This is a genomic window from Stenotrophomonas sp. FR012, from assembly GCF_047520565.2.
Lineage (GTDB): Bacteria > Pseudomonadota > Gammaproteobacteria > Xanthomonadales > Xanthomonadaceae > Stenotrophomonas > Stenotrophomonas sepilia.
This window is the reverse complement of the sequence record NZ_JAXBQL020000006.1, coordinates 92,996-118,466: the sequence shown is the minus strand read 5'-3', so window position 1 is coordinate 118,466 and position 25,471 is coordinate 92,996. Positions and strand designations below refer to the sequence as shown.

Here is a 25,471-nt window from a genome sequence, read left to right as displayed (position 1 = left end):
GTGCCGACCCTGGTCGGCACATCCACGCATGGCGTGGCTCTACTGACAGACCGAGCCAAGTCGGCAACTCACCCCATCGGCAACAGGATCGACACGCACAGCCCGCCATCACCGCGGTTCTGCAGCGACACCCGCCCACCGTGCGCCTCCACGATCTCGCGGGTCAGTGCCAGTCCCAACCCGGTACCGTTGCGCTTGGTCGAATAGAACGGCATCAGCGCGTTCTGCAGCACCTGCTCGTTCATGCCCTTGCCACGGTCCAGCACATCCAGGCGCAGCCATTGCGGCAACCGCGTCAGCTGCACCTGCACGTCATCATTGGGCGGATCGGCTTCGGCACAGGCTTCATGCGCGTTCTTCAGCAGGTTCAACAGCGCCTGCCCGAACTGCGCGATGTCGATCCGGCTGCTCAGTTCCTCGTCCGGTTCACGTTCCATGCCGAACGGAATCTGCTGGCGCAGGCTGGACAGGAAGGGCGCCCAGTGCACGGTCTGCAGTTGCGGTTGCGGCAGCTTGGCGAAGCGCGCATAGCCACGGATGAAGCCTTCCAGGTGGCGCGCGCGGTCTTCGATGGTGGTGAAGATCTCCGGCAGCCGATCGAAGCGCTCGCGCTGTACCAGCACGCCGCCGGAATGGGCCAGCGAGGCGATCGGCGCCAGCGAGTTGTTGAGCTCGTGGCTGATCACCCGGATCACCTTCTTCCACGTCTGCACTTCCTGGCGGCGCAGTTCGGCGGTGAGCAGGCGTACCAGCAGCAGGTCGTGCGGGCGGCCGTTGAGCTGGAAAGATCGGCGTGAGAGGTGATAGACCTGTTCGTCGTCCTCATCGCCGTCTTCGCCTTCCGCATGCACCGCGAACAGGCTGTCGCCGCCACGGGCGATGGCATCGCGCAGCTCCACCGGCACCTGTTCCAGCACCTCTTCCAGGCGCTGGCCTTCCAGCTTCCAGCCGCCATGCAGCAGCTTGCGCGCGGCCAGGTTGGAGAACACCACGCGGGCGATGCCATCGCCGCCGGAAGCAATCAGCAGCATCGCCACCGGGGTGTTCTGTACCATGGTGTCCAGCAGCAGTTCGCGCTGCACCAGGCCTTGCCGCTGCTCGCGCAGCACGTCGCCCAGTTCGCGGTGCGCCTGCACCAGGTCACCCAGTTCGTCGTTGCCTGGCCAGTACACACCGAAGTTGTACTCACCGTCGCGGTAGCTGCTGGTGGTGCCGGCCAAGGCGCGCATCAATGAACGTACCGGCGCGGTTGCACGGCGCAGGGTCCACCACATCAGCGACAGCAGGATCAGCGCCGACACCGTGGTCACCACCCAGCCATGGTCCATCCAGTAGGCCAGCAGCCACGGCAACGCGGCGGCCAGCGCCAGCACCGGCAGCAGGCGCAGGAACAGGCGGAAGGTGAACGAGCGCCGTTTCATTCGCGTGGGATGCCGTGCCGGTCCATGCGCCGGTACAGTGCCTGGCGGCTCAGGCCGAGTTCGGCGGCGGCCTGGGCGATGACGCCGTGGTTGCGCGCCAGCACATCCTCGATGCGCGCACGGTCAGGATCATTGCCGGCACTGGCTGCCGGTCGCGGTGCAGGTGCGGCACGCGGCAGGTTCAGGTCGGCCACTTCGATGCGGTTGCCGGTCGCCAGCAGCTCGGCCCGCTGGATCACGTTGCGCAGTTCGCGCACGTTGCCGGGCCAGGGGTGCCGTTGCAAGGCCGCGGTGGCGGCGCTGGAAAGTGGCTTGCCGGCGGTCAGGAAGCGCTCGGCCAGGGGCACGATGTCGCCCGGGCGCTCGGCCAATGGTGGCAGTACCAGTTCCACCGTATTGAGGCGGTAGTACAGGTCTTCGCGGAAGGTGCCGTCGCGGATCATCGCCGGCAGGTCGGCATTGGTCGCGCTGACCACACGGACTTTGACCTGGCGCTCGCGATTGGAGCCAAGACGCTCGAAGCGCCCTGTTTCCAGCACACGCAGGAGCTTCATCTGGCCGCCCAGCGACAGGTTGCCGATCTCATCCAGGAACAGCGTTCCGCCGTCGGCGGCTTCGAACTTGCCCTCGCGTGCCTTGTTGGCGCCGGTATATGCGCCGGCTTCGGCACCGAACAGTTCGGCCTCGATCAGTTCCGAGGGCAGGGCGCCGCAGTTGACCGTGATGAACGGGCCCTTGGCCACCAGCGAGTTGGCCTGGATGATCTGCGCGATCTTCTCCTTGCCGGCACCATTGGGACCGGTGATCAGCACCGGCAGGTCGGAGCGCGCGACCTGGCAGGCCAGGGCAATGACGCGCTCGCTGGCCGGATCGGCGAAGACCGCACCACACAGCTCGTACTTTTCTTCCAGCGCATTGCGCTGGCGCAGCTCACGGCTGCGGCGGCGGTCCAGCTCGCGCCGCGCCTCGGATAGCTCGAGCAGGTTGTTGACCGTGGTCAGCAGCTTGCGGTCGTCCCAGGGCTTGGCCAGGTAGTCGGCGGCACCGGCCTTGACCAGGTCCACCGCACTGCTCAGGTGGGTCCAGGCGGTGAGCAGGATCACCGGCAGGTCCGGGTGGCGTGCGCGGATCTGTGCGAACAGGTCTTCGCCTTCTTCGCCGGAGGTGGTGTCCTCGCTGAAATTCATGTCCTGGATCACCAGGTCGACCGGCTGCGACTCGAGCAGGGCCAGCCCTTCGGCCGGGGTCTGCGCCTGCAGGGTGTCGATGTCATGCAGGGAGAACAGCACGTCCAGCGCGGTGCCCACGCTGGCGTTGTCGTCGATGATCAGGATCGAAGGCATCAAGCAGTTCTGCAGAAAGGGATGGGCGGCGCCGATGGAGCCGTGTTCGTATCCATACGCCGGGAGAGCCCGGCGCCACCCATCAAGCATAGCCAAAGCCGTGGCGACGAGGGCGGGCTGGTTTCAGCGCCGCGCTGGTGGAGGCGGTGGTGCCGGCGGTGGCGGAGCGGCCAGCGCCAGCCGCCACGAGGTGGCGTCCACCGGGACGGTGAGCTCGCGTTTGTCGCGGCGCAGCAACAGGTACACAGTCGGGGCACTGGAATGCCGCAGTGCATCGGCAAGATGCTCGATCCGCCGCACGGCCGTATCGTCCAAGCGCAGGATGCGGTCGCCGCTGCGCACGCCGAAGCGGGCTTCCGGACGCGCGGCGTCCACCCGTACCTGGCCCTCGGTCGAGCGGAGCGCCAGGCGGGCATCATCCTGGCGCCATTCCAGCGTCTGCGAGCTGCCACCGCCGGCCAGCGCCGGCAGTGGCAGCAGTGCCATCAACAGCATTCGGCAGGCACGCACCTCACGCGCCCCGCGTGGCGACTGCGGGCGGGACCGCTGCCGCGCGCCGGGCCGGCCCGAACACCGCGATCTGGCCCAGCACCCACAGCAGAAGCGCGCCCAGCGGCAGGTAGTACAGGGGCATGCGTGGCAGCTCGTAGAGGTTCATCAGTGCCAGGTTGATCGCGTAGGCTGCCAGCATGCCCAGCACGATGCCCAGCGAGGCCAGCAGGAAGTTCTCGGTCTGGAAGTAGCGCAGGATCTGGCCGCGGGTGGCACCGAGTGCGCGGCGGATGCCGATCTGCTTGCTGCGCTGCTGCACCCAGAAGCTGGCCAGGCCGATGATGCCCAGTGCGGTCACCACCAGCAGCGAGACGCTGACGGTGATCAGCAGGCCAACCATCGCGCGGTCGTTCTTGAAGAAGTCCTTGCGCTGGTCTTCATAGGTCAGCTTGTCGCGCATCAGCCGGTTGGGGTCATTGCGCTCCAGTACAGCAGCCCCCGCATCAAGCACCTCCTGGCGGCGTTCCGGCGAAGTGCGCAGCACATAGGTGCCACCCTCGTCGAAGGTGCGCCGCATGGGCAGCAGCATGGAGTTCGTCCAGTTGTCATTCCAGCCGTTGGGCGTGCTCAGCGTGTCGACGATGCCGACCACATGCAGCGGCTGCTTGCCCATGTAGTAGGTCTTGCCCAGCGCGCTGCCGTTGGGTTCCATCTTGGCGGCGGTGGCCTGGGTGAGGATGACCGGGATGGCGTTTTCCTTGGCGCCCCCCTTGCTGGCGTCTTCGAAGTTCTGGTACTCGCCGGGCAGGAAATCGCGGCCGGCGATCAGGTTGATGCCCATCGTGGCCAGCCCGTTCTCGGACAGGGTGTACATCGAGGCGTTGGTGGTCGGCCGTTCCTGGTCGATCTCCCGCGAGATGCTGCTGCTGGACGAGCCGTTGCGGAAAGGCACCTGGTTGATGATGGTGACGTTGCTGACGCCGGGAAGCGCACGCAATGACGCCAGGTCCTCACGGGTGCGGGCCATGGCATCGGTCTGCTTGCCGATGCCGCTGACGCGGAGCATCACCAGTTCGTTCTCGGCGATGCCGCTGGGCATGCTGATCTTCTCCACGCGCTGGCTGACCAGGAACAGCGCGTTGCAGACGATGGCGCAGGTCAGTGCGACTTCCAGCACGATCAGGGCAGCGGCAGTCTTGTGCCGGCGCAGCGTGCTGAGGATGGGGCGGATGTCCATGGGAGTCCTCGTTCGGGTGCTTACTGCGACTTGAGCTGGATGGCCGGAGTGACCTGCATGGCGCGCCAGGCAGGCAGGAAACCGGCGGCAAGGCTGGCGAACAGGGTCAAGCCCAGCGCAAGCAGCAGCATGTTGCCGTCCAGGTGGGCCAGCTTTGCGTACTCCACCGGTTGCTGGCGCACCGCGAACAGGCCCAGCAGGGCCAGGCCGATGCCCAGCACGCCCCCGACCACGCCGACCGCGCCGGCTTCCACCAGGCACTGCAGGAAGATCTGGCCACGGCTGGCACCGAGTGCGCGGCGCACGCCGATCTCACCACTGCGGCGCAGGAACTTGGCCAGCAGCAGGCCCACCGTGTTGACCAGGCAGACCCCCAGGAAACCCAGTGCCAGCCACAGCTGCAGGCGCACATCGCTGGGCACCGCGCCGTTGAAGTCCAGCCATTCCATCACGGTGCGCAGGCGCACGTTCGGCGGGTGCTTGAAGCGGCCGGCCTGGCGCTGCTGGCTCGAATAGTTCTCCAGGTAGCGGCGGTAGTCGGCGGCCTTGGCCGGGTCCATCTCCACCCAGTACTGCAGCCACGCGCACGGCGCATTGAGCGAGTAGCTGTTGCCGTCGGGATTTTCGCCGAAGCAGTTCATGTTGCCGTTGCTGCCCAGTTTCAGGTCGAAGGACGTGGAAATCGGCAGCAGCAGGTCCTCGTTCTTGCCGTAGCTGCCGGTGGTCAGGTCGTAGAAGTGCGGCTCCGAGCTCCACTCCTTCATCACGCCGACGATGCGGTAGCTCTGGCCTTCCATGCGCAGGTCGCGGCCTACGCTGTTGGCGCCCTGGTAAAGCTTGTCGTTGAGCGCCTTGGAGATGACCACCACGCGTGCGCGGCCTTCGTCGTCCTCGCGCGTCCACGGGCGGCCGTACTGCATGGGCACCTCGAACATCGGGAAGAAATCGGCCGAGGTCCAGCGGGTGTCGATGCTGAAGGGCTTGAGGGTGCTGTTGTCCGGTTCGATGGTGCCGCCGCCGCCGCTCATCAGCGCCTGGCGCTCGCCCTTGGCTTCGCGCAGCAGGGCTTCACCGTCGAAGCGGGTCAACTGTGTTTCCGGCTCCTCGCCCGCGACATAGGCGCCGGTCGCGGCATCGAGCTGCACATAGAACAGCCGGTCACTCTTGCCGGGGATCGGGTCGCCGGACAGCACGTGGAACACGGTCAGGGTGGTCATCGAGGCACCGATGCCGAGGGCGATGGCTACCACCATCAGCGCAGTCAGGACCTTGTTGCGGCGGAAACTGCGTACCGCCAATCGGGCGTAGTAGGCGAACATGGGAATGCCCTCACTCGTTGACGGCGACGATGTGGCGCGGCGTGGCCAGCACCGGCTCGCGCACCAGGTCGGTGACCTGGCCGTCGACGATGTGCACGTTGCGCTGCGCACGCGCGGCCAGTTCCGGGTCGTGGGTGACCATTACGATGGTGGTGCCGGCGGCATTGATCTCCTCCAGCAGTTCCATCACGCCACGCGCCATCTGCGTATCCAGGTTGCCGGTCGGTTCGTCGGCCAGCAGCAGGCGCGGGCTGCCGGCCAGTGCACGCGCGATCGCCGCACGCTGCTGCTGACCGCCGGACAGCTCGTTCGGGTAGTGCTTCATGCGCGAGCCCAGGCCGACCTGGGTCAGCGCCTTCTCGATGCGTTCGCGGCGTTCGTTGGCGCTCATCTTCCGATAGCGCAGCGGCACGTCGACGTTGTCGAACAGGTTGAGGTCGGGGATCAGGTTGAAGCCCTGGAAGATGAAGCCGATCTTCTGGTTGCGCAGGCGGCTGCGGGCGTCATCGCCCAGCGTGCTCACATCCTGCCCGTCCAGCATGTAGGTACCGCTGGTGAAGGTTTCCAGCAGGCCGGCGATGTTGAGGAAGGTGGTCTTGCCGGAACCGGACGGACCGGTGACGGCGACGAACTCGCCTTCCTTGACCTGCAGTTCCAGGGAGCGCAACGCGTGGGTTTCCACCTGTTCGGTGCGGAAGACCTTGGCGACCGAACGCATTTCGAGCATGTACATGGGGTGTCCTCTCTCCAGGATTCAGGTATCAGTTGACGGAGACGCGTTCGGCGTCCTTGAACAGGTCGCTGCCGGAGACCACGATGCGGTCGCCCGGCTGCACACCCGACTTGATTTCCACTTCGCCCAGGCTGCTGACGCCCAGTTCCACCGGGCGGCGCACGGCGGTGCGGCCATCCATCACGTAGGCCATGCCGTTGCCCTGTTCGACGAACGGGCCGCGCTCGACCTTCAGCACGTTCTTGCGGGTATCGAGCAGCACGCGCACCGACATCCGTTGGCTCTGGCGCAGGCCTTCCGGCTGCGCGCTGGCGAAACGCACGCGGGCATTGACCTCGCCGTTGACCACCTCCGGCGACACCGCGCTGATCTCGCCCGGGAACGGCTGGCCGTTGCCGCCGGTCAGCTGGGCCGGCATGCCGATCGCCAGGTCGCGGGCGAAGCTCTCCGGCACCTTGATCTCGACCTCGAACTTGGACAGGTCGACCACGCCCAGCACCGGCGCGTTGGCGGCCAGGTTGGTGGACTGCACCGCCTGGACCTGGCCGACCTGGCCATCGAACGGGGCGCGCAGGGTCAGTGCATCGACCTGGCGTTGCACTTCGGCCACCACGGCCTTCTGGCGGTCGGCCAGCAGGCGCTTGTTGCGGGCATCCAGGTCGGCGCCCTGGCTCTGCAGGCGCGCGTCGGTGGTGGCGTTGGCCAGGGTGATGTCGGCCTTCTTCAGCGAGTCCTTCGCCTTGGCCAGGTCGATCTGCGGCACCGCACCGCCGTCGTAGCCGCGCTGGTAGCGCTGCAGGTCGCGGTCGGCGGCCTGGCGTTCGATGGTGGCCTGGTCGGTTTCCTTGCGTGACTTGGCACGGGCCAGGGTCGCGTCCAGCGCGGCGCGGCTGGCCTCGGCTTCCAGGCCGGCCAGCGTTGCCTGTTCCTGGGCCAGCTTGCTGCGCAGTTCCGGGCTGTCGATGATCGCCAGCTCCTGGCCCTTCTTGACCACGTCACCGGCGACGACCTTCAGGTCCACGGTACCGGCCGAGATCGCGTACAGGATCGGGCTGTTGGCGGCGATCACGCGGCCGTCGGCAGCGATGTCACGGACCAGGTCGCCCCGCTTCACCTCGGCGATGCGCACGCGGCTGCTGTCGAAGGAGCGGCTGGCATTGGACCAGGCATGGACCGCCCAGCCGATGCCGGCGAGCAGCGCAATGGCGCCCAGCGCCGGCCAGCGGTAGCGGTGCCAGCTGGCGCGGGTGGTGCCGGCCGGGGCGGAGGAAACGATCTGGTCCTGTGCGGAAGTGTCGCGGATCATCGGGTGCGTGCCTGACGGTGGTAGCCAATACCAAGCACGTAGCGTGCCAACCTTATTTCCTTTCAGGTCAAGGGGTTGGGGATTTCGGGGGAGTGTCCGGGTGTCCGCGGACACCTTTCCGGACACTTTCATTAAGCGGACAGGAGGGGGAAGCCAGGCAGGCGGGCTAGAATGCGCCGATCGTCTCCAAGGAATCGCGTGACATGTGTGGAATCGTGGGTGCAATCGCTGATCGCGATGTGGTGCCGGTACTGATCGAAGGCCTGAAGCGGCTCGAGTACCGTGGTTACGACTCCTCGGGCATCGCAGTGATCGACCACGCCGAGCGCCCCGAAGTCCGTCGCGTCCGTCGTACCGGTCGAGTGTCGGAAATGGCCACGGCGGCCGAGGCCGAGGGCTTCAATGCGGTGCTGGGCATCGGCCACACCCGCTGGGCCACCCACGGCGGTGTCACCGAGGCCAATGCACATCCGCACATCAGCCACGGTGTGGCGCTGGTGCACAACGGCATCATCGAGAACCACGAAGAGCAGCGCGAGAAGCTGCGCGCGCTGGGCTACACGTTTGAATCGCAGACCGACACCGAGGTCATCGCGCACCTGATCCACCATCATCTGAAGGGCGGCGACGACCTGCTGGTGGCGCTGCAGCACACGGTGAAGGAGCTGACCGGTGCCTACGCGCTGGCCGTGGTCAGCCGCGCCGAGCCGGAGCGCTTCGTCTGCGCGCGCATGGGCTGCCCGCTGCTGGTCGGCCTGGGCGAGGGAGAGAACTTCGTCGCCTCCGACGTCTCGGCCGTGATCTCGGCCACGCGCAAGGTGATCTTCCTGGAAGAGGGCGACACCGCTGAGATCCGTCGCGACGGCGTGCGCATTTTCGATGAGCACGACCAGCCGGTCGAGCGCGACGTGCACCTGTCCGACGTGTCGCTGGCATCGCTGGAGCTGGGCCCGTACCGCCACTTCATGCAGAAGGAAATCCACGAGCAGCCGCGCGCGCTGGGCGACACCATCGAGGCGGTGATCGATGCCGGTGGTTTCCCGGCCGAGCTGTTCGGCAAGAACGCCGAAGCGGTGCTGTCGGGCATCGAAGGCGTGCAGATCATCGCCTGCGGAACCAGCTACTACGCCGGCCTGACCGCGCGCTACTGGATCGAAGCCATCGCCGGCCTGCCGTGCAGCGTGGAGATCGCCAGCGAGTACCGCTATCGCGCGGCCTACGCGAACCCCAAGCATCTGATCGTGACCATCTCGCAGTCCGGCGAAACGCTGGATACGATGGAAGCGCTGAAGTACGCCAAATCGTTGGGCCACCAGCACACGCTGTCGATCTGCAACGTGCCGGAAAGTGCGATCCCGCGCGCCAGCGAACTGGTCTGCTACACCCGCGCCGGCGCCGAGATCGGCGTGGCCTCGACCAAGGCCTTCACCACCCAGCTGGCCGCACTGTTCCAGCTGACCGTGGTGCTGGGCAAGCTGCATGGCCGCATCGACGCGGCGCAGGAAGCGGACTACCTGGAGCAGCTGCGCTTCCTGCCGGGCAGCGTGCAGCACGCCCTGAACATGGAGCCACAGATCGCCGCCTGGGCCGAGCGTTTCGCGCGCAAGAGCAGCGCATTGTTCCTGGGCCGCGGCCTGCATTACCCGATCGCGCTGGAAGGCGCGCTCAAGCTCAAGGAAATCTCCTACATCCACGCCGAGGCCTACCCGGCCGGTGAGCTGAAGCATGGTCCGCTGGCGCTGGTGGACGAGGACATGCCGGTGGTGGTGATCGCGCCGAACGACAGCCTGCTGGAGAAGGTGAAGTCGAACATGCAGGAAGTGCGTGCGCGTGGTGGCGAGCTGTTCGTGTTCGCCGACCAGGACAGCAACTTCAACGCGTCCGAAGGCGTACATGTGATCCGCACGCCGCGCCATGCCGGCGTGCTCAGCCCGATCGTGCACACCATCCCGGTGCAGCTGCTGGCCTACCACACCGCGCTGGCACGCGGCACCGACGTGGACAAGCCGCGCAACCTGGCCAAGAGCGTGACGGTGGAGTAAGGCATTCCCGGAGCTGTGGGATGCTGCATGCGAAAGGGGCCTGCGAGGCCCCTTTCGTTTGTGCCGGACGCAGTACGAAGTGGGACAGCCTCCGGGCGTTCTGTCCGTCGTCGGCAGCAGGCAATCATTCTTTAATGCGCGAAGCCGCCTGTATTCAGCGGCGGTTTCAGCCACGGTGCCATTCTCTGGATCGTCAGTTGGTTCCCACGACGAACTGTCCTATCGATGCCGGTAGTGACCGAGGGTCGCAGTCGTAGAATCGATCTGGCCGAGGTTAGGGTTGAGCGATTGAACCCGCCTCGTTCGCGTTGCAGCACATCGTCTGCCGAGTGATTCCAAGCGGCAGACGGGTGCGCCAGACGTGCGCTGAAAGGTCTGTTCCCTGGGAGGGGGCGTATCGGAAGAGCACACTTTTTTGACTTCAGTGACCTGCACCAGGAAACAAGAATGAACGTCCGCGAACTCCTGCAATCCAAGAAAGAAGCTGTCATCACCATCGATGCCGAAGACACGATCGGTGCCGCCGCCCACAAGATGAGCGCGAACAGGATCGCTGCGCTGGTGGTGATGAAGGACGATGCCCCGGTCGGCATCATTTCCGAGAAGGACATCGTGCGCACCCTGGCCGACGACGGCCCGCAGGCCGGCCGCCGGGTGATTTCCAGCCTGCCGTCCACCGGTCTGGAGGGCATTGCGCCGGACGCCACGCTGAAACAGGCCATGTCATTGATGACGTACTCGCGGCGCCGTCACCTGATGGTCACTGAAGGCACCCGCCTGGTCGGCATCCTCAGCCTGGGCGATATCGTGAAGAACCTGCTGGGCGAGCTGGAACTGGAAAAGGCCGTGCTGCAGGACATCTACATGGCCGCCCACTGAGGGCCGCAGCGCTGGAAGCAGAGAAGCCGGGCATTGCCCGGCTTCTTCATTCACGGCGCCGGTGATATCAGAAAGTGACCTTCACCGAATCGGCGCTGTAGTTCGCCGGCCCGTGATAGACCACTTCGATGTTGTTGCCATCGGGGTCGAGCACGAAGGCGCCGTAGTAGCCCGGGTGGTAGGGGCGTTCGCCTGGCGCGCCATTGTCGGTACCGCCGGCGGCGATCGCGGCAGTGTGGAAGGCATCAACAGTTGCGCTGTCGCGCGCCTGGAAGGCGAGATGGTGGCGGCCGGTCAACTGGCCGGCGGCGGCACGGCTGCTGGCGCTGGAAATGAACAGCTCGTCGGCCCAGAAGAAGTCTGGCCCTTCGCCGCCCAGTGGGATGCCGATCGTATCGAACACTGCCTGGTAGAAGCGGCGGCTGGCGGCCAGGTCACGCACCACCAGCTGGATGTGGTCGATCAGGCGGCCACGGTGCAGTTCCATCGTTTCCATACGAACCTCACAGAAAAAGGGGACGGAGGGGATTAAGTCGCTTCCAGCACAATAGTGCCAGAAACGGCTTAATCCCCTTCGTCCCCTTTTCGGGGTCAGACGTTGGCGATGATCTCGACCCAGTAGCCGTCCGGGTCCTTGATGAAGGCCAGGTTCTTCATGCGGCCGTCGGTCAGGCGCTTCTGGAAGGTTACCCCGAGGTCCTCGAAGCGCTGGCAGGCCGCCTCGATGTCCGGCACCGACACGCAGATGTGGCCGAAGCCGCGCGGGTCGCTGTTGCCGTCGTGGTAGACCGCGCCGTCCTGGCTCTCGGTGCCGTGGTTGTGGGTCAGTTCCAGCACGCCCGGCAGGCCGGCCATCCACAGGCGGCGCTGGCTGTCATCTTCCGGAACCGCCACGCCAGCTGGGACGTAGGCCAGGAAGTACAGGCTGAACTGGGCTTCGGGAAAGTCGCGCTTGTCGATCAGCTGGTAGCCGAGCACGCGGGTGTAGAAGTCCAGCGAGGCGGTGATGTCCTTCACCCGCAGCATGGTGTGGTTGAACACGAAGCCGGTGGTTTCGGCCGGGGCCTGGGCGGCGACGCCGGGGACATCGCGCAGGGCGGGAATGGTCATGGGGGAGGTCCTTCAGACAGGGCCGTTGCCGGCCGGATGGGGGCATTCTACCGGCCAGCACCTGACGGTACCGCGACGTACAATGGCCGGATCGCACCGTTCCGTCCTGACAACGATTGCCCGCCATGTCGCAGCGTGAATGGGTGGCCGCCGCCATCCGCAAGATTGAAGCCGATTTCAACCGCTCCGCCGATACCCACCTGATCCCGCTGGCGCTGCCCGGGTTCGAGGGCATCGATGTGTACCTGAAGGATGAGTCGAGCCATCCCACCGGCAGCCTCAAGCACCGGCTGGCGCGCTCGCTGTTCCTGTATGCGCTGGCCAATGGCTGGCTGCGCGAAGGGCGACCGGTGATCGAAGCGTCCAGCGGCTCGACGGCGGTGTCCGAAGCCTATTTCGCGCGCCTGCTGGGCCTGCCGTTCATTGCAGTGATCCCGGCCACCACCTCGCCTGAAAAGATCGCCGCGATCGAGTTCCAGGGCGGCCGCTGCCACCTGGTCGAACGTGCCTGCGACCTCAACTGTGATTCGGAAAAGCTGGCCCGTGAAACCGGTGGCCACTTCATGGACCAGTTCACCTACGCTGAGCGCGCGACCGACTGGCGTGCCAACAACAACATCGCCGAGTCCATCTTCAAGCAGATGGCCGAAGAGCCCAGCCCGGTTCCGGAATGGATCGTGTGCAGCCCCGGCACCGGCGGTACCGCCGCCACCCTGGGCCGCTATGTCAGCTACCGCCGCCACGATACCCGCATCCTGTGCGCGGACCCGGAAGTGTCGGTGTTCTTCGACGGCTACCGGGCCGCTGTGGCCGGTGGACAGGACTGGCGCGACCTGACCTGCAGTGGTGGTTCGCGCGTGGAGGGCATCGGCCGGCCACGGGTGGAGCCGAGCTTCATCCCGACCAGCGTCGATGCGATGGTCAAGGTACCCGACGCGCTGAGCCTGGCCGCGATGCGCCATGTCAGCCGCCAGCTCGGCCGCCGCGTCGGTGGCTCCACCGGCACCAACTTCATCGGCGTGCTGCAGGCCGCGCAATGGATGCGCGAGGCGGGCCACCAGGGCAGCATCGTCAGCATCCTGTGCGACAGCGGCGAACGCTACGCGCAGAGCTATTACGACCCGGCGTGGTACCTGCGCCAGGGCATCGATGTCGACGGCGCCGATGCACAGCTGGCCGCGGCGGTGGCCGGGCAGGGGTTGCCCGAGCTGCCGTGGTGCAGCCTGGAAGCGCTGTAGCATGGACGACGCTCTCGCCGGGCCATGCCGGCGATGCCAGGGGGGCACCGCAGAGGCGTGCGTCGATTGGTAGAGTCGACTGTTAGTCGACTGCTCTACGTTCAGGTCGCGAAAATCCCGCGCTGCGCGCGAAAGTCGACTCTACCCGGTCGCCGGGGCGTCTCAATATCCCGCCGCGGTGAAGGCGTCGAGCACCGCGTCGCGCAGTGCATCGGGCAACGCCTCGATGTCCATCGCACGGTCATCCAGGTGCAGGGTGGGATCCAGGATGCTGGCGCGGCCCTGGGCCAATGCCTGCAACCACAGCAACACGCAGATCACGAACTCGCGCTCATGGCCCAGCTGCAGCTGGCTGGCGCCGCGCTCGACTACTTCGAACGGGTACCACTCCTGGCTTTCATTGAACGTGCCGCCCTGCTGCAGCACCGCCTGCAACTGCTGCAGGTGGCGCGGGGCGTCGTCGCCGGCATCGCACAGCGCGGCGATCCAGGCCAGTTCGGCCGCGCTGGCAGACAGTGCCAGCGACCGCGCCGGTGAGGCGGATGCAACTGCAGCCAGACCTTCCATGTGGGGCCTCGTTCGGTACGTGCCGCTGCGGACTCCCCCGCACCCAGAGCTTCGGGGGGCGCGCGTAAGGCCGATGTGAATACCGTGCCCCCTTGTCAGCGATGCCTGGCAGCGCCATATCTACCGGGCTGCCCGCCTGCCGGGCCCGTACTCTGGAGACCTGCCGTGACCGTTGCCAACCCCCTGCTCGATTTTTCCGGCCTGCCGCGCTTCGAGGCGATCCGCCCCGAGCACGTGGCGCCGGCGCTGGATGTGCTGCTGGCCGAGGCCGAAGCCGCCGTCAGCGCAGCCGAGCAGGTGCAGCCGGTCACCTGGCAGACCTTCGTGACCCCGCTGGACGATGCCACCGAGCGCCTGTGGCGCGCCTGGGGCCTGGTCGGCCACCTGCAGGGCGTGGTCAACACCCCGGAGCTGCGCGAGGCCTACAACAGCAACCTGCCGCGGGTGACCCGCTTCGCCAGTGTGCTGGGGCAGAACCTGGCGCTTTACCGCCAGTACCAGGCGCTGGCCGCCAGCCCGGAGGCGGCGCATTTCGATGAAGCCCAGCGCAAGGTGCTGGACAACACCCTGCGCGACTTCCGCCTGGGCGGCGCCGAGCTGGCGCCCGAGGCGCAGCAGCGTTTTGCTGCGATCAAGGAAGAACTGTCGGCGCTGTCGGCGAAGTTCTCGCAGAACGTGCTCGACGCTACCGATGCCTGGTCGCTGATCATCGAAGACGAAGCGCGGCTGAAGGGCCTGCCGGAAGACGTGAAGGCCGCCGCGCATGCCGCAGCACAGAAGGACGGCAAGGCCGGCTGGAAACTGACCCTGCAGATGCCGTGCTACCTGCCGGTGCAGACCTGGGGCGAGGACCGCGACCTTCGCGAGATCCTGTACCGCGCCAGCGCCCAGCGTGCGTCCGAATTCGGCGATGACGCACTGGACAACAGCGGCAACATCGACCGCATCCTTGCCCTGCGCGCCGAACTGGCTGCGTTGCTCGGCTTCGATTCGTACGGCCATTACTCGGTGGCGACCAAGATGGCGCAGGACCCGGCCGAAGTGCTCGGTTTCCTGCGTGACCTGGCCGCGCGCGCCAAGCCGTTCGCCGCCAGGGACCGCGCCGAGCTGGAGCAGTTCGCGCGCGAACAGCTCGGCATCGACAGCCTGCAGGCCTGGGACCTGGCCTTCGCCGCCGACCGCCTGAAGCAGGCGCGTTACAGCTATTCCGAGCAGGAGGTGAAGCAGTATTTCACCGAGCCGAAGGTACTGGGCGGCCTGTTCTCGGTGATCGAGCAGCTGTACGGCCTGCGCGTGCAGGAGGACAGCGCGCCGGTGTGGCACGAGGATGTGCGCTTCTTCCGGTTGGTCGATGCGCAGGGTGCGCTGGTTGGCCAGTTCTACCTGGACCTGTACGCCCGCGAGGGCAAGCGCGGCGGGGCGTGGATGGATGATTGCCGCAACCGTCGCGTGCGCACCGACGGCAGCGTGCAGACGCCGCTGGTCTACCTGGTGTGCAACTTCGGCCGCGGTGCCAACGGCAAGCCGGCCACCTTCAGCCACAACGAAGTGACCACGCTGTTCCATGAGATGGGCCACGGCCTGCACCAGCTGCTGACCCGCATCGGCGAACTGGGCGTCGCCGGCATCAACGGCGTGGAATGGGATGCGGTGGAGCTGCCCAGCCAGTTCATGGAGAACTTCTGCTGGGAATGGGATCACTTGCAGGCGATGACCGCGCACGTGGACAGCGGCGAGCCGCTGCCGCGCGCGCTGTACGAGCGCATGCTGGCCGCGCGCAACTTCCACAGCGGCATGGCCACCGTCCGCCAGCTGGAGTTCGGCCTGTTCGACATGCTGCTGCACAGCCAGTTCGAACCAGCGCAGGACAGCGTGCTGGCACTGTTGGACCGCGTGCGCGCGGAAGTGGCGGTGAACCACCCGCCGGCCTGGAACCGCTTCCCGCACCAGTTCAGCCACATCTTTGCGGGCGGTTACGCCGCGGGTTACTACAGCTACAAGTGGGCCGAGGTACTCAGCGCCGACGCCTATGCCGCTTTCGAGGAAGCGCCGCAGGCACTGGCTGAAACCGGTGCACGCTTCCGTGATGAGATCCTGTCGCGCGGTGGCAGCCGCCCGGCGGCGGACAACTTCAAGGCCTTCCGCGGCCGTGCTCCGCAGATCGATGCGCTGCTGCGCCACTCGGGCATGGCGTAAGACGTCGGGTAGGTGCCAACCCCGGTTGGCACTTCACCGCCATCCACGCATGGCGTGGATCTACCGGAATGCCGGCCAGCGGCCGGCACTACCGGTGGCGGGTCATTCGGTGTAGATCATCTTCCGGGTCATGCCGCCGTCGACGATGAAATCCTGGCCGGTACTGAAACCGGACAGTGATGACAGCAGGTATACGGCCAACGCACCGATGTCCTCCGGCTGGCCGACGCGGCCGACCGGGTGTTGCGCATGGTCGGTGGCCGAATACTCCGGTGCGTGTCGCCGTGAGGGTGCCTGCCACTCGCAGGTGCCGATCCAGCCGGGACTGATGCTGTTCACCCGCACCGCCGGGCCGCTGCTGATCGCCAGCGCATGGGTGAAGCCCACCAGCCCGCCCTTGGCTGCGGCATAGGCTTCGCTGTGTGCTTCGGATTGCCAGGCGCGGGTCGAGGCGATGTTGATGATCGCACCGGCGGCGCTGGCGGTCAGCGCCGGCAACGCATGCTTGCTGCACAGGAACGCGCCGTGCAGCGAAGACAGCCGGCGCTGCCACTCGTCCCAGTCCATGTCCTGCAGCAGCGTGCCGTGCGGGCTGGCAATTCCCGCGTTGTTGACCAGCCCGTCGATGCGGCCGAAACGCTGCAGGGCCACGGCGATGAAGGCGCGCACGCTGGCTTCGTCGGTGATATCCAGGCGCTGGAACACGGCATCCTCACCACGCTGCCATTCCGCCAGGCACGCCTCGCCGGCCTCCATGTCGAGGTCGCCGATCAGCACGCGGCCACCGGCGCCGAGCACGGCCTGCGCGATGCCACGGCCGATGCCGTTGGCACCGCCGGTGACCAGCACCACCTTGCCCGACAGCGGCGCGGCCGGCCAAGCGGCAATCGGCGGTACCGTGCTCACGACAGGTCTTCGCCACGCAGGCGGCGATGCCAGCCGTCCACGCCGATGCGGTCCAGGGTCTGGATGTTGCGCTCGACGATCACATCCGGATCCGGATAGACGTCCACCGCGCGCGCCACGCTGTCTTCGCGCAGCAGGTGCAGGGTGGGGAAGGGCGCGCGGTTGGTGTAGTTGCTGGCGTCGTCGGCAGCCACGCCCTCGAACTGGTAATCCGGATGGAAGCTGGCCACCTGCAGGATGCCCTGCAGGTCCAGCGCCTCGATCGCCGCGTCGGCGTTGTCGAGGAAGTCGTTGTAGTCGAGGAAATCGGTCAGCACCTGCGGATGCACGATCAGCGTGGTATCGATCTGCTCGGCCGGCGTATCACGCAGCAGGACCAGTTCCTCGGCCAGCTGCTCAACCAGGGCTTCCGTCGTGGTCGCATCGCTGAGCACGATGCGGACCTGGTCCTTCACGTAGACCGCCTTGGCGAACGGGCACAGGTTCAGGCCGATGACGATGCGTTCCAGCCACAGGCGGGTGGCGGCGATCGGGTCCTCGGTGGGCAGTTGGGCGTCGGTCATGGCGGGCACGTCGGCTGGCGGGGCGGACATTGTAGGCTCGTCGCTTGCAACGCGCCGTCGTACCGCAGGTGCCGGCGCCGGGCCATGCCCGGCGGCCAGATCAATCGCGGAAATTGTTGAACTGCAGCGGCAACTCGAACTTGCCGGCCTTGAGCACGGCGATGGCGTCCTGCAGGTCGTCGCGCTTCTTGCCCTGCACGCGCAGCTTGTCGCCATTGATCTGGCTTTCAACCTTCAGCTTGGCTTCCTTCAGCGCAGCGGCGATCTTCTTGGCGATCTTCTGCTCGATGCCCTGCTTGACGGTGATCTTCTGCCGGGCCTGGGCCAGGTTGGTCTCGATGTCGCCGAACTCCAGGCTGAGCACATCGATGCCGCGCGCGGCCAGGCGTGCACGCAGGATGTCGTTCATCTGCTTGAGCTGGAATTCGGTCGGCGCGAACTGGTTGATCACATCGCCATCGCGTTCGAACTTGGCATCCACGCCCTTGAAATCGAAGCGGGTGGCCAGTTCGCGGTTGGCCTGGTCGATGGCGTTGGTCAGTTCGTGGGTGTCGACTTCGGACACGACGTCGAAGGAAGGCATGGGCGATGCTCCGCAGGATTCAGTGGCAGCCATTCTATCGCGAGGGCCCCATGCCCGCCGTTTGTAGAACCGAGCCCACGCTCGGCTGCTTTTTGAAGAGCGGCCGAGCTCTACAGAATGCGACGACCGGGCGATAATGGGCCATGAACGTGCAACGCTCCCCCTCTCGCGCGGTGGCCTGGATGGTCGCTGCGGTCGCCTGCTTCTCGCTGATGGATGCTGGCATGAAGCAGCTGTCGGCCAGCTACCCCACCCTGGAAGTAACCTTCCTGCGCGGCGCGGCCTCGTTGCCGTTCGTGCTGGTCTGGGTGCTGGCCAGCGCCGGGCCGCGTTCGCTGGTGCCGCGCCGCTGGGGGCTGCACCTGCTGCGTGGTGCGCTGGGCATGGCGATGATCGGCTGCTTCGTGTTCGCCCTGCGCGACCTGCCGTTGTCCACTGCCTACACCATCTATTTCGTGGCCCCGCTGCTGATCGCCGCATTGTCGGTGCCGCTGCTGGGCGAGCGGGTCGGGCCACGGCGCTGGGTCGCCATCGGGATTGGCCTGGTCGGCGTGCTGGTGGTGCTGCGGCCGGGCGTCGATGGCTTCATCTCGGTGCCGGGGCTGATGGTGCTGGCCGCGGCCACCGCCTATGCCATTGCGGCGATCACGGTCAGCCTGCTGACCCGCACCGATACCTCGCAGTCGATGGTGGTCTGGTTCCTGGTGATCATGGCCATCGGTGCCGGCCTGCTGGCCCTACCCGGCTGGGTGCCGCTGCAGCTGGCACATGCGCCGCTGATCGGTGGCATGGGCCTGGCCGGGGCGCTGGGCCAGATCGCCCTGACCAGGGCCTTCCAGCTGGGCGAGGCCTCGATGATCGCGCCGTTGGAGTACAGCGGGCTGGTCTGGGTGATCGGTTGGGACCTGGCCTTCTGGGGCCAGCTGCCCGATGGCTATACCTGGGTGGGCGCGGCGATCATCGTGGCTTCGGGGCTTTACCTGCTGCACCGCGAGCGGGTCAACCGGCAGGAACCACCGAAGCCGCTGGATCATCCCTGAACCGGTTTGGCCGGGAAGCGGGGTCAGAGCCCCTGCGGGGATCCGACCCCCTGCGGGGATCCGACCCCGGAACCCGCGCCGGAGCAGGTACGTTAGAACCAAAAGGAATAACATTCTGGCCCATGGCGCGGGCGCGCGACCGCCTGCGCTGGTAGGCTGCACGCCCCCTTCCGTCACCCAGCCGGTGAGCCACGCCCGTGATCGAGTTCCAGCGCCTGCACAAATCCTATGCCGTTGCCGGCCGCGAGATCAGCGCGCTGCAACCGTTGGACCTGACCATCGAGGCCGGTGAGGTTTTCGGCATCATCGGCCATTCCGGCGCCGGCAAGTCGACCCTGATCCGCATGATCAACCGCCTGGAAGAACCCAGCGGTGGCCGGCTGCTGATCGGTGGTGAGGATGTCACCGCGCTGGACGCGGACGGCCTGCGCGCGCTGCGTCGGCGCATCGGCATGATCTTCCAGCACTTCAACCTGCTGTCGTCGCGCACGGTGGCGGGCAATGTCGCCTTCCCGCTGGAACTGGCCGGCACGCCGAAGACGGAAATCGACGCGCGCGTGGCCGAGCTGCTGCAGACCGTGGGCCTGGAAGCGCATGCGCAGAAGTATCCGGCGCAGCTGTCCGGTGGCCAGAAGCAGCGCGTCGGTATCGCCCGCGCGCTGGCGACCCGTCCACAGATCCTGCTGTGCGACGAGGCCACCAGTGCGCTCGATCCGCAGACCACCGCTTCGGTGCTGTCGCTGCTGTCAAAGATCAATCGCGAGCTCGGCCTGACCATTGTGCTGATCACCCACGAGATGGACGTGATCCGCCGTGTCTGCGACCGCGTTGCGGTGCTCGATGCCGGCCAGATGGTCGAAACCGGTCCGGTCACCCGGGTGTTCCTGCACCCGCAGCATCCGACCACCCGCCGTTTCGTCAGTGAGTCGGAGCATGTGGACGAGGGGGCGCTGCACCGTGATTTCGATGCCGTTGGCGGCCGTATCGTGCGCCTGACCTTCCTCGGTGGCGACACCTACGAACCCCTGCTCGGCAGTGTCGCGCGGCAGACCGGGGTCGACTACAACATCCTGTCCGGCCGCATCGACCGGATCAAGGACACCCCGTATGGCCAGCTGGTGGTCGCCCTGGTGGGCGGCGACCAGTCCGCCGCGCAGGCCGCGTTCGTGGCCGCCGGCGTGCATGTTGAGGAACTGCGTCGATGATCATCGCTACTGCCGGAGGCTTCTTCCGCCACCTGGATGCGGGCAAGTGGGCCGACATCGGCCAGGCCACCATCGACACCCTGCTGATGCTGCTCGGTTCGCTGCCGCTGACCCTGGCCATCGGCCTGCCGCTGGGTGTGCTGCTGTACCTGTTCGGCGCACCGCAGATGAAGCGCCGGCCGTTCGCCTATGGCGTGCTGGCGCTGGTGGTGAACCTGCTGCGTTCAGTGCCTTTCATCATTCTGATGATCGTGCTGATTCCGGTCACCCTGTTCCTGATGGGGACGTCGCTGGGCGTGCGTGGTGCGATCGTGCCGCTGGTTATTGGTGCCGCACCGTTCTATGCGCGCCTGGTCGAGACCGCGTTGCGCGAGGTTGACCGCGGCGTGATCGAAGCTACCCAGGCAATGGGCGCCACTACCTGGCAGCTGGTTACCCGCGTGTTGCTGCCGGAAGCGCGCCCGGGCCTGATCGCCGGCGCGACGGTGACCACCGTCGCGCTGATCGGTTTCACCGCGATGGGCGGCGCCATCGGTTCCGGCGGCCTGGGCGATCTGGCGTTCCGCGACGGCTACCAGCGTTCGCACACCGACGTGGCCCTGGTCACCGTGGTCCTGCTGCTGGTCCTGGTGCAGCTGCTGCAGATGCTCGGCGACCGCCTGGTCGCGCATTACAGCCGCAAGTAACCGCTACGCCTGCTGGTAGCCGGCCAGCGGCCGGCTCTACCCCATTGCCTGGAAACGGTAGTGCCGGCCGCTGGCCGGCAATTCCACGTGCGGTCAACGCGCGTTCGGTACTTCGTAGCCCAGCTTGCCGACCTGTTCCGGATGCTGCGGCACGCGCTTGAGCTTGTCGGTGTTCACGCCGTACTCGTCGCGCAGGCGCTCGGCCAGCTCCTTGTACAGCGCTTTGTCCATGTCCGGCGTGCGCGAGAAGATCCAGGCCATCTCACGGCCCGGGTAGCCGATCAGTGCCCACGAATAATCCGGGGCGACGTCCAGCACCCGGGAGTGGGTCGGCACCACGCGGTAGAACCAGGTGCGCCAGCCGTGGTTGCCGCTGTCCGGGTCGACGCTGGCGCGTGCACGGATCTCCTGCAGGGGTTCGCCGAAGCCGTCGCGGTAGCGGTAGGTGATGCCGACCTTGTGCTCGTCGCGCAACTCGTACTCGTTGACGCTGGCGACGTGCCCGCGTTCGATGAAGTTCGGCACGCGGCCGATCACGTACCAGGTGCCCATGAAGCGCTTGAGGTCGATCGGGGCATCCGGATCGGCGCGCGGGACGCTGGCACGGGGTGATGGCGGCTCACCGACCGCCATGGCGGGGCCCGCCAGGGACAGGGCCAGCAACACGGCGCAGAGCGGGCGGATCGAAGTCATGCGGGAGCGGGCTCAGGAGGGCTTTGCCTGAGCATGGTCGACTGAGCGTGCGCGATCCGTCAATGGTGTCGCAATCTGTGAGAAGGGGCTTGCCCAAGCTGTGTTGCATTGTCTACCGGAGAAGGCCCATGAACACACGTTCCGTCCGTCGCCCTGCAACTGAACGCATCATCGAACGCGCCGACCCGCGCCTGCTGCGTGGCGTGCGGCAACTGGCGCTGGCCGGACTGGCGCTGGTACTGGTCTGGCCAGCGGCACGTGGCAGCAGCGCGTGGTTGGGCTGGCTGCCGATGTGGCTGATCGGCATGCCGCTCGCGGCCTGGTGGGCGCTGCTGCGCTTCCCGCTGCCGCGCCTGTCGGGGCTGCCGAAGGTGCGGCGTACCGGTGGACAGGCGCGTCGCCGGCGCGGCCCGGCGGCCACGGCCTGACCTTCGACACGGGGGAGGCCGCGGCATTCCGTGCTAGCGTTCCACGGCTTATGACTGCCTGGAGCTGCAATGTCACGACTCGCTTCCGCCTGCCTGTTGGCCGGCATGATGACCGCTGCCTCGGTGGGGACCGCCGTGGCCGCTGAGGATACAGACCGCTACGCCTGGCTGGAGGACGTCACCGGCGACAAGCCGCTGTCCTGGGTCAAGGAACAGAATGCCAAGTCCGAGGCGCGCCTGGCGCAGACCCCGGCCTTCAAGCAGATGGAGACCCGCATCCGCGAGGTGCTCGACTCCGATGCCAAGATTCCGGGCGTGCAGAAGATCGGCGACTACTACTACAACTTCTGGAAGGACCAGCAGCACGAGCGCGGCCTGTGGCGGCGCACCACCCTGGCCGAGTACCGCAAGGAGTCGCCGCAGTGGGAGACCGTGCTGGACCTGGATGCACTGAACAAGGCCGAGGGTGAGAACTGGGTCTGGCACGGTGCCGATTGCCTGCGCCCGGATTACAGCCGTTGCCTGATCGCGCTGTCGCGCGGCGGCGCCGACGCCGACGTCACCCGCGAGTTCGACCTGGCCAACAAGACCTGGATCAAGGACGGCTTCTTCCGCCCGGAGTCGAAGGGGGGCCTCAACTGGGTCGATCGCGACACCGTGTTCGTCTACACCGACTTCGGTGCCGGCACGATGACCACGTCCGGCTATCCGCGCGTGGCCAAGCTGTGGAAGCGCGGCACGCCGATGGCCTCGGCCACGACGGTGTACGAAGGCAAGCCGGAAGACATGTACATCGCGGCGATGCACGATGACACCCCGGGCTTCGAGCGCAACCTGGTCAGCCGCACGCTGGCGTTCTACAACAACGAGCTCTACCTGCGTGGCGACGACGGCACGCTGACCAAGATCGACGCGCCGAACTCGGCCGAGAAGGGCCTGCACAAGCAGTGGCTGACCCTGGAGCTGCGCGATCCGTGGACCGTGGGCGGCAAGACCTATGCGTCCGGTTCGCTGCTGGCGACGAAGCTGGACGACTTCCTGGCCGGCAAGCGCGACTTCGAGGTGCTGTTCACCCCGACCGCGACCACCTCGCTGGCCAGCGCCACCTGGACCAGGAGCCACCTGGTGCTGAACGTGCTGGACGACGTCAAGAACCGCCTGTCGGCGCTGACCCCGGGCGCCAACGGCTGGCAGACCAGCCGCTTCGTCGGCGCACCTGCCTTCGGCACGCTGGGCGTGGCTGCAGTGGACAGCAATGACAGCGACGCGGTGTGGCTGACCGCCACCGACTACCTGACCCCGACCACGCTGGCGCTGGCCGAGATCGGCCAGGCCCCGGAAACACTGAAGACCATGCCGGCCTTCTTCGACGCCAAGGGCAAGGTGATCGAGCAGCACTTCGCCACCAGCAAGGACGGCACCCGCGTGCCGTACTTCGTGGTGCACGACAGGGCGATGAAGCTCGATGGCTCCAATCCGACGCTGCTGTACGGCTACGGTGGCTTCGAGATCTCGCTGACCCCGAGCTATTCCGGTGGCATGGGGCGCGCCTGGCTGGAGAAGGGCGGCGTGTACGTGGTGGCCAACATCCGTGGTGGCGGCGAGTACGGCCCGCGCTGGCACCAGGCGGCGCTGAAGCAGAACCGCCACAAGGCCTACGAAGACATGGCCGCGGTGGCGCGGGACCTGGTCAAGCGCAAGATCACCAGCGCCAAGCACCTGGGCGTGCAGGGCGGCAGCAACGGTGGCCTGCTGACCGGCAACATGCTGACCCAGTACCCGGAGCTGTTCGGTGCGGTGGTGGTGCAGGTGCCGTTGCTGGACATGAAGCGCTACAGCCACCTGTTGGCGGGTGCCTCGTGGATGGCCGAGTACGGCAACCCGGATACCAGTGACTGGGAGTTCATCAAGACCTTCTCGCCGTACCACCTGTTCAACGCGAAGAAGAACTACCCGCCGGTGCTGTTCACCACCTCGACCCGCGACGACCGCGTGCACCCGGGCCATGCCCGCAAGATGGCGGCGAAGATGATCGACGCCGGCAAGGACGTGACCTACTACGAGAACATCGAAGGGGGTCACGGCGGCGCCGCCAACAACGCGCAGGCCGCGCACATGTCGGCACTGGCCTACAGCTTCCTGTGGGAGCGGTTGGGCGGCAAGTAAGCAGAACGGAAAACGCCGCCCCAGGGCGGCGTTTTTCCTTATCCGGTAGGGCCAGCGGCCGGCACTACCGTCAACGTGATCCCTGCCAACGCTTCAATCCGCGCGCAATCCGCGCCACCGCCTCCTGCAATCGCGGTACCTCCTGGGTATAGGCCAGGCGCACGTGCTGGTTGGCACGATGGAAGCCGAAATCCAGGCCCGGGGTGAACGCCACGTGCTCGGTTTCCAGGAAATGCGCGCAGAATGCCTGCGCGTCGTCGGTGAATGCACTGACGTCGGCGTACAGGTAGAACGCGCCCTGTGGCTCGACTTCGATACGGAAGCCCAGCTCACGCAGTGCCGGCAGCAGGAAGTCGCGACGCTGGCGGAACGCGTCGCGGCGCTGCTCGAAGATCGCCATGGATTCCTCGCTGAAGCAGGCGAGCGCGGCGTGCTGGGCGATGCTCGAGGCGCTGATGTACAGGTTCTGCGCCAGCTTCTCCAGATCCGGTACTGCGGACGGCGGCGCCACCAGCCAGCCCAGCCGCCAGCCGGTCATGCCAAAGTACTTGGAAAAGCTGTTCAGCACGAAAGCGCTGTCATCCACCTGCAGCACGCTGGGGGCATCCAGGCCATAAGTCAGGCCATGGTAGATCTCGTCCACCACCAGGTGGCCGCCGCGCGCATGCAGTGACGTCGACAACGCCGCCAGCTCGCCTGCGGACAGCACGGTGCCGGTGGGGTTGGCCGGTGAGGCAACCAGCGCACCGACGCTGTCGGCATTCCAGTGCCGTTCGACCAGTGATGGCGTCAGCTGGTAGGCGGTCCCCGGCCCGACCGGGACCAGTTGTGCGCCGCCTTCCACCAGGCGCAGGAAGTGGCGGTTGCAGGGATAGCCGGGGTCGGCCAGCAGCCAATGGCGGCCGGGATCGACCAGCAGGCTGCTGGCCAGCAGCAGTGCACCGGAACCGCCCGGGGTGACCAGGATGCGTTCGGGATCGATGTCCAGACCGTAGTGGCTGCGATAGAAGCCGCTGATCGCCTGCCGCAGCGCTGGCAGGCCGCGTGCGGCGGTGTAGCGGGTGTGGCCGGCGGCCAGCGCGGCCTGGCCGGCACGGACGACGGGCTCGGCGGTGGTGAAATCCGGTTCGCCGATTTCCAGGTGGATCACATCGTGGCCGGCCTGTTCCAGCGCCTGCGCGCGCGCCAGCAGGGACATCACGTGGAACGGGGCGATTTCATGGCTGCGCCGGCTGAAGCCCGGCGTGTGGGGCAGGGTACTCATGCCCGCATGGTACGCCGGTCGGCATGACCCATGACGATCCGCAGGGTTGCCGCA

24 protein-coding genes are annotated in these 25,471 nt (G+C 66.8%); 9 read left to right on the top strand and 15 right to left on the bottom strand.

What is annotated here, in order from left to right; all coding sequences use genetic code 11:
- Positions 1-68 precede the first annotated feature (68 nt).
- From ACM0O9_RS11960 to ACM0O9_RS11930, 7 genes are all read right to left on the bottom strand, one after another.
- Positions 69-1,421: a sensor histidine kinase gene (locus tag ACM0O9_RS11960; RefSeq protein ID WP_065186213.1), complete on the bottom strand. Its 1,353-nt coding sequence runs from the start codon at positions 1,419-1,421 to the stop codon at positions 69-71.
- The gene (locus ACM0O9_RS11955) at positions 1,418-2,764 is read right to left on the bottom strand and encodes a sigma-54-dependent transcriptional regulator (RefSeq protein WP_065178012.1); all 1,347 of its coding nucleotides are present in this window, start codon (positions 2,762-2,764) and stop codon (positions 1,418-1,420) included. Before ACM0O9_RS11955 ends, ACM0O9_RS11960 begins: the two co-directional genes overlap by 4 nt.
- A 123-nt stretch (positions 2,765-2,887) precedes the next feature.
- Positions 2,888-3,259 (bottom strand): PDZ domain-containing protein, encoded by a 372-nt coding sequence (locus ACM0O9_RS11950; RefSeq protein WP_065178013.1) that lies wholly within the window; start codon positions 3,257-3,259, stop codon positions 2,888-2,890.
- 16 nt (positions 3,260-3,275) lie between these two features.
- Complete coding sequence (locus ACM0O9_RS11945; RefSeq protein ID WP_005419491.1) at positions 3,276-4,493, bottom strand: ABC transporter permease; 1,218 nt, start codon at positions 4,491-4,493, stop codon at positions 3,276-3,278.
- 20 nt (positions 4,494-4,513) lie between these two features.
- Complete coding sequence (locus ACM0O9_RS11940) at positions 4,514-5,812, bottom strand: ABC transporter permease (RefSeq protein WP_414603822.1); 1,299 nt, start codon at positions 5,810-5,812, stop codon at positions 4,514-4,516.
- Positions 5,813-5,822: 10 nt separating this feature from the next.
- Positions 5,823-6,545, bottom strand: coding sequence for an ABC transporter ATP-binding protein (locus ACM0O9_RS11935; RefSeq protein ID WP_005419487.1), 723 nt, complete (start codon positions 6,543-6,545; stop codon positions 5,823-5,825).
- 28 nt (positions 6,546-6,573) lie between these two features.
- Complete coding sequence (locus ACM0O9_RS11930; protein WP_005419485.1) at positions 6,574-7,851, bottom strand: efflux RND transporter periplasmic adaptor subunit; 1,278 nt, start codon at positions 7,849-7,851, stop codon at positions 6,574-6,576.
- 203 nt (positions 7,852-8,054) lie between these two features.
- On the opposite strand from ACM0O9_RS11930, the gene glmS reads away from it, so the two are divergent.
- Positions 8,055-9,893, top strand: coding sequence for a glutamine--fructose-6-phosphate transaminase (isomerizing) (glmS, locus tag ACM0O9_RS11925; protein ID WP_033834979.1), 1,839 nt, complete (start codon positions 8,055-8,057; stop codon positions 9,891-9,893).
- A 447-nt stretch (positions 9,894-10,340) separates the two neighbouring features.
- On the top strand, positions 10,341-10,772 hold the full coding sequence (locus ACM0O9_RS11920) for a CBS domain-containing protein (protein ID WP_033834978.1): 432 nt from the start codon (positions 10,341-10,343) through the stop codon (positions 10,770-10,772).
- A gap of 67 nt (positions 10,773-10,839) precedes the next feature.
- Here the strand turns inward: ACM0O9_RS11920 and ACM0O9_RS11915 are convergent, their stop codons facing one another.
- Both ACM0O9_RS11915 and gloA read right to left on the bottom strand, forming a co-directional pair.
- Positions 10,840-11,268, bottom strand: a complete 429-nt coding sequence (locus tag ACM0O9_RS11915; RefSeq protein ID WP_019660719.1) for a VOC family protein — start codon at positions 11,266-11,268, stop codon at positions 10,840-10,842.
- Between the two features lie 95 nt (positions 11,269-11,363).
- A complete protein-coding gene (gene gloA / locus ACM0O9_RS11910; RefSeq protein WP_033834977.1) occupies positions 11,364-11,882 on the bottom strand; it encodes a lactoylglutathione lyase in 519 nt (172 codons plus the stop codon).
- Between the two features lie 125 nt (positions 11,883-12,007).
- On the opposite strand from gloA, the gene ACM0O9_RS11905 reads away from it, so the two are divergent.
- Positions 12,008-13,120 carry a PLP-dependent cysteine synthase family protein gene (locus ACM0O9_RS11905; protein WP_005419477.1) on the top strand — a complete coding sequence of 371 codons (1,113 nt, stop codon included), beginning with the start codon at positions 12,008-12,010 and terminating at the stop codon, positions 13,118-13,120.
- 162 nt (positions 13,121-13,282) lie between these two features.
- Here the strand turns inward: ACM0O9_RS11905 and ACM0O9_RS11900 are convergent, their stop codons facing one another.
- A complete protein-coding gene (locus tag ACM0O9_RS11900) occupies positions 13,283-13,687 on the bottom strand; it encodes a hypothetical protein (protein ID WP_005419475.1) in 405 nt (134 codons plus the stop codon).
- Between the two features lie 165 nt (positions 13,688-13,852).
- On the opposite strand from ACM0O9_RS11900, the gene ACM0O9_RS11895 reads away from it, so the two are divergent.
- Complete coding sequence (locus ACM0O9_RS11895) at positions 13,853-15,883, top strand: M3 family metallopeptidase (protein WP_033835682.1); 2,031 nt, start codon at positions 13,853-13,855, stop codon at positions 15,881-15,883.
- A 102-nt stretch (positions 15,884-15,985) separates the two neighbouring features.
- On the opposite strand, the gene ACM0O9_RS11890 is transcribed toward ACM0O9_RS11895, so the two are convergent.
- The 3 genes from ACM0O9_RS11890 to ACM0O9_RS11880 form a co-directional block, all read right to left on the bottom strand.
- Positions 15,986-16,789: an SDR family oxidoreductase gene (locus ACM0O9_RS11890; protein ID WP_414603821.1), complete on the bottom strand. Its 804-nt coding sequence runs from the start codon at positions 16,787-16,789 to the stop codon at positions 15,986-15,988.
- The gene (locus ACM0O9_RS11885) at positions 16,786-17,352 is read right to left on the bottom strand and encodes a DUF1415 domain-containing protein (RefSeq protein ID WP_033834530.1); all 567 of its coding nucleotides are present in this window, start codon (positions 17,350-17,352) and stop codon (positions 16,786-16,788) included. Before ACM0O9_RS11885 ends, ACM0O9_RS11890 begins: the two co-directional genes overlap by 4 nt.
- A gap of 100 nt (positions 17,353-17,452) precedes the next feature.
- Positions 17,453-17,935 carry a YajQ family cyclic di-GMP-binding protein gene (locus ACM0O9_RS11880; protein ID WP_005419468.1) on the bottom strand — a complete coding sequence of 161 codons (483 nt, stop codon included), beginning with the start codon at positions 17,933-17,935 and terminating at the stop codon, positions 17,453-17,455.
- A 143-nt stretch (positions 17,936-18,078) separates the two neighbouring features.
- Here ACM0O9_RS11880 and ACM0O9_RS11875 point away from each other — a divergent pair, with 143 nt between their 5' ends.
- The 3 genes from ACM0O9_RS11875 to ACM0O9_RS11865 all read left to right on the top strand — a co-directional run bounded on the left by ACM0O9_RS11875 (position 18,079) and on the right by ACM0O9_RS11865 (position 20,866).
- Positions 18,079-18,975, top strand: a complete 897-nt coding sequence (locus ACM0O9_RS11875; RefSeq protein ID WP_005419466.1) for a DMT family transporter — start codon at positions 18,079-18,081, stop codon at positions 18,973-18,975.
- 197 nt (positions 18,976-19,172) lie between these two features.
- Positions 19,173-20,180: a methionine ABC transporter ATP-binding protein gene (locus ACM0O9_RS11870; protein ID WP_033834529.1), complete on the top strand. Its 1,008-nt coding sequence runs from the start codon at positions 19,173-19,175 to the stop codon at positions 20,178-20,180.
- Positions 20,177-20,866 (top strand): methionine ABC transporter permease, encoded by a 690-nt coding sequence (locus tag ACM0O9_RS11865; RefSeq protein WP_014038544.1) that lies wholly within the window; start codon positions 20,177-20,179, stop codon positions 20,864-20,866. The genes ACM0O9_RS11870 and ACM0O9_RS11865 overlap by 4 nt, the downstream gene beginning before the upstream one ends.
- Before the next feature lie 93 nt (positions 20,867-20,959).
- Here the strand turns inward: ACM0O9_RS11865 and ACM0O9_RS11860 are convergent, their stop codons facing one another.
- On the bottom strand, positions 20,960-21,559 hold the full coding sequence (locus ACM0O9_RS11860) for a lipocalin family protein (protein ID WP_005419460.1): 600 nt from the start codon (positions 21,557-21,559) through the stop codon (positions 20,960-20,962).
- 128 nt (positions 21,560-21,687) lie between these two features.
- Here ACM0O9_RS11860 and ACM0O9_RS11855 point away from each other — a divergent pair, with 128 nt between their 5' ends.
- Positions 21,688-21,987, top strand: a complete 300-nt coding sequence (locus ACM0O9_RS11855) for a hypothetical protein (RefSeq protein WP_065178019.1) — start codon at positions 21,688-21,690, stop codon at positions 21,985-21,987.
- Between the two features lie 69 nt (positions 21,988-22,056).
- A complete protein-coding gene (locus ACM0O9_RS11850) occupies positions 22,057-24,153 on the top strand; it encodes a prolyl oligopeptidase family serine peptidase (RefSeq protein WP_414603820.1) in 2,097 nt (698 codons plus the stop codon).
- Between the two features lie 70 nt (positions 24,154-24,223).
- Here ACM0O9_RS11850 and ACM0O9_RS11845 read toward each other — a convergent pair whose 3' ends face one another.
- Entirely contained in the window at positions 24,224-25,417 is a 1,194-nt protein-coding gene (locus ACM0O9_RS11845; protein WP_164093223.1) for a pyridoxal phosphate-dependent aminotransferase, read from the bottom strand.
- Positions 25,418-25,471 lie beyond the last annotated feature (54 nt).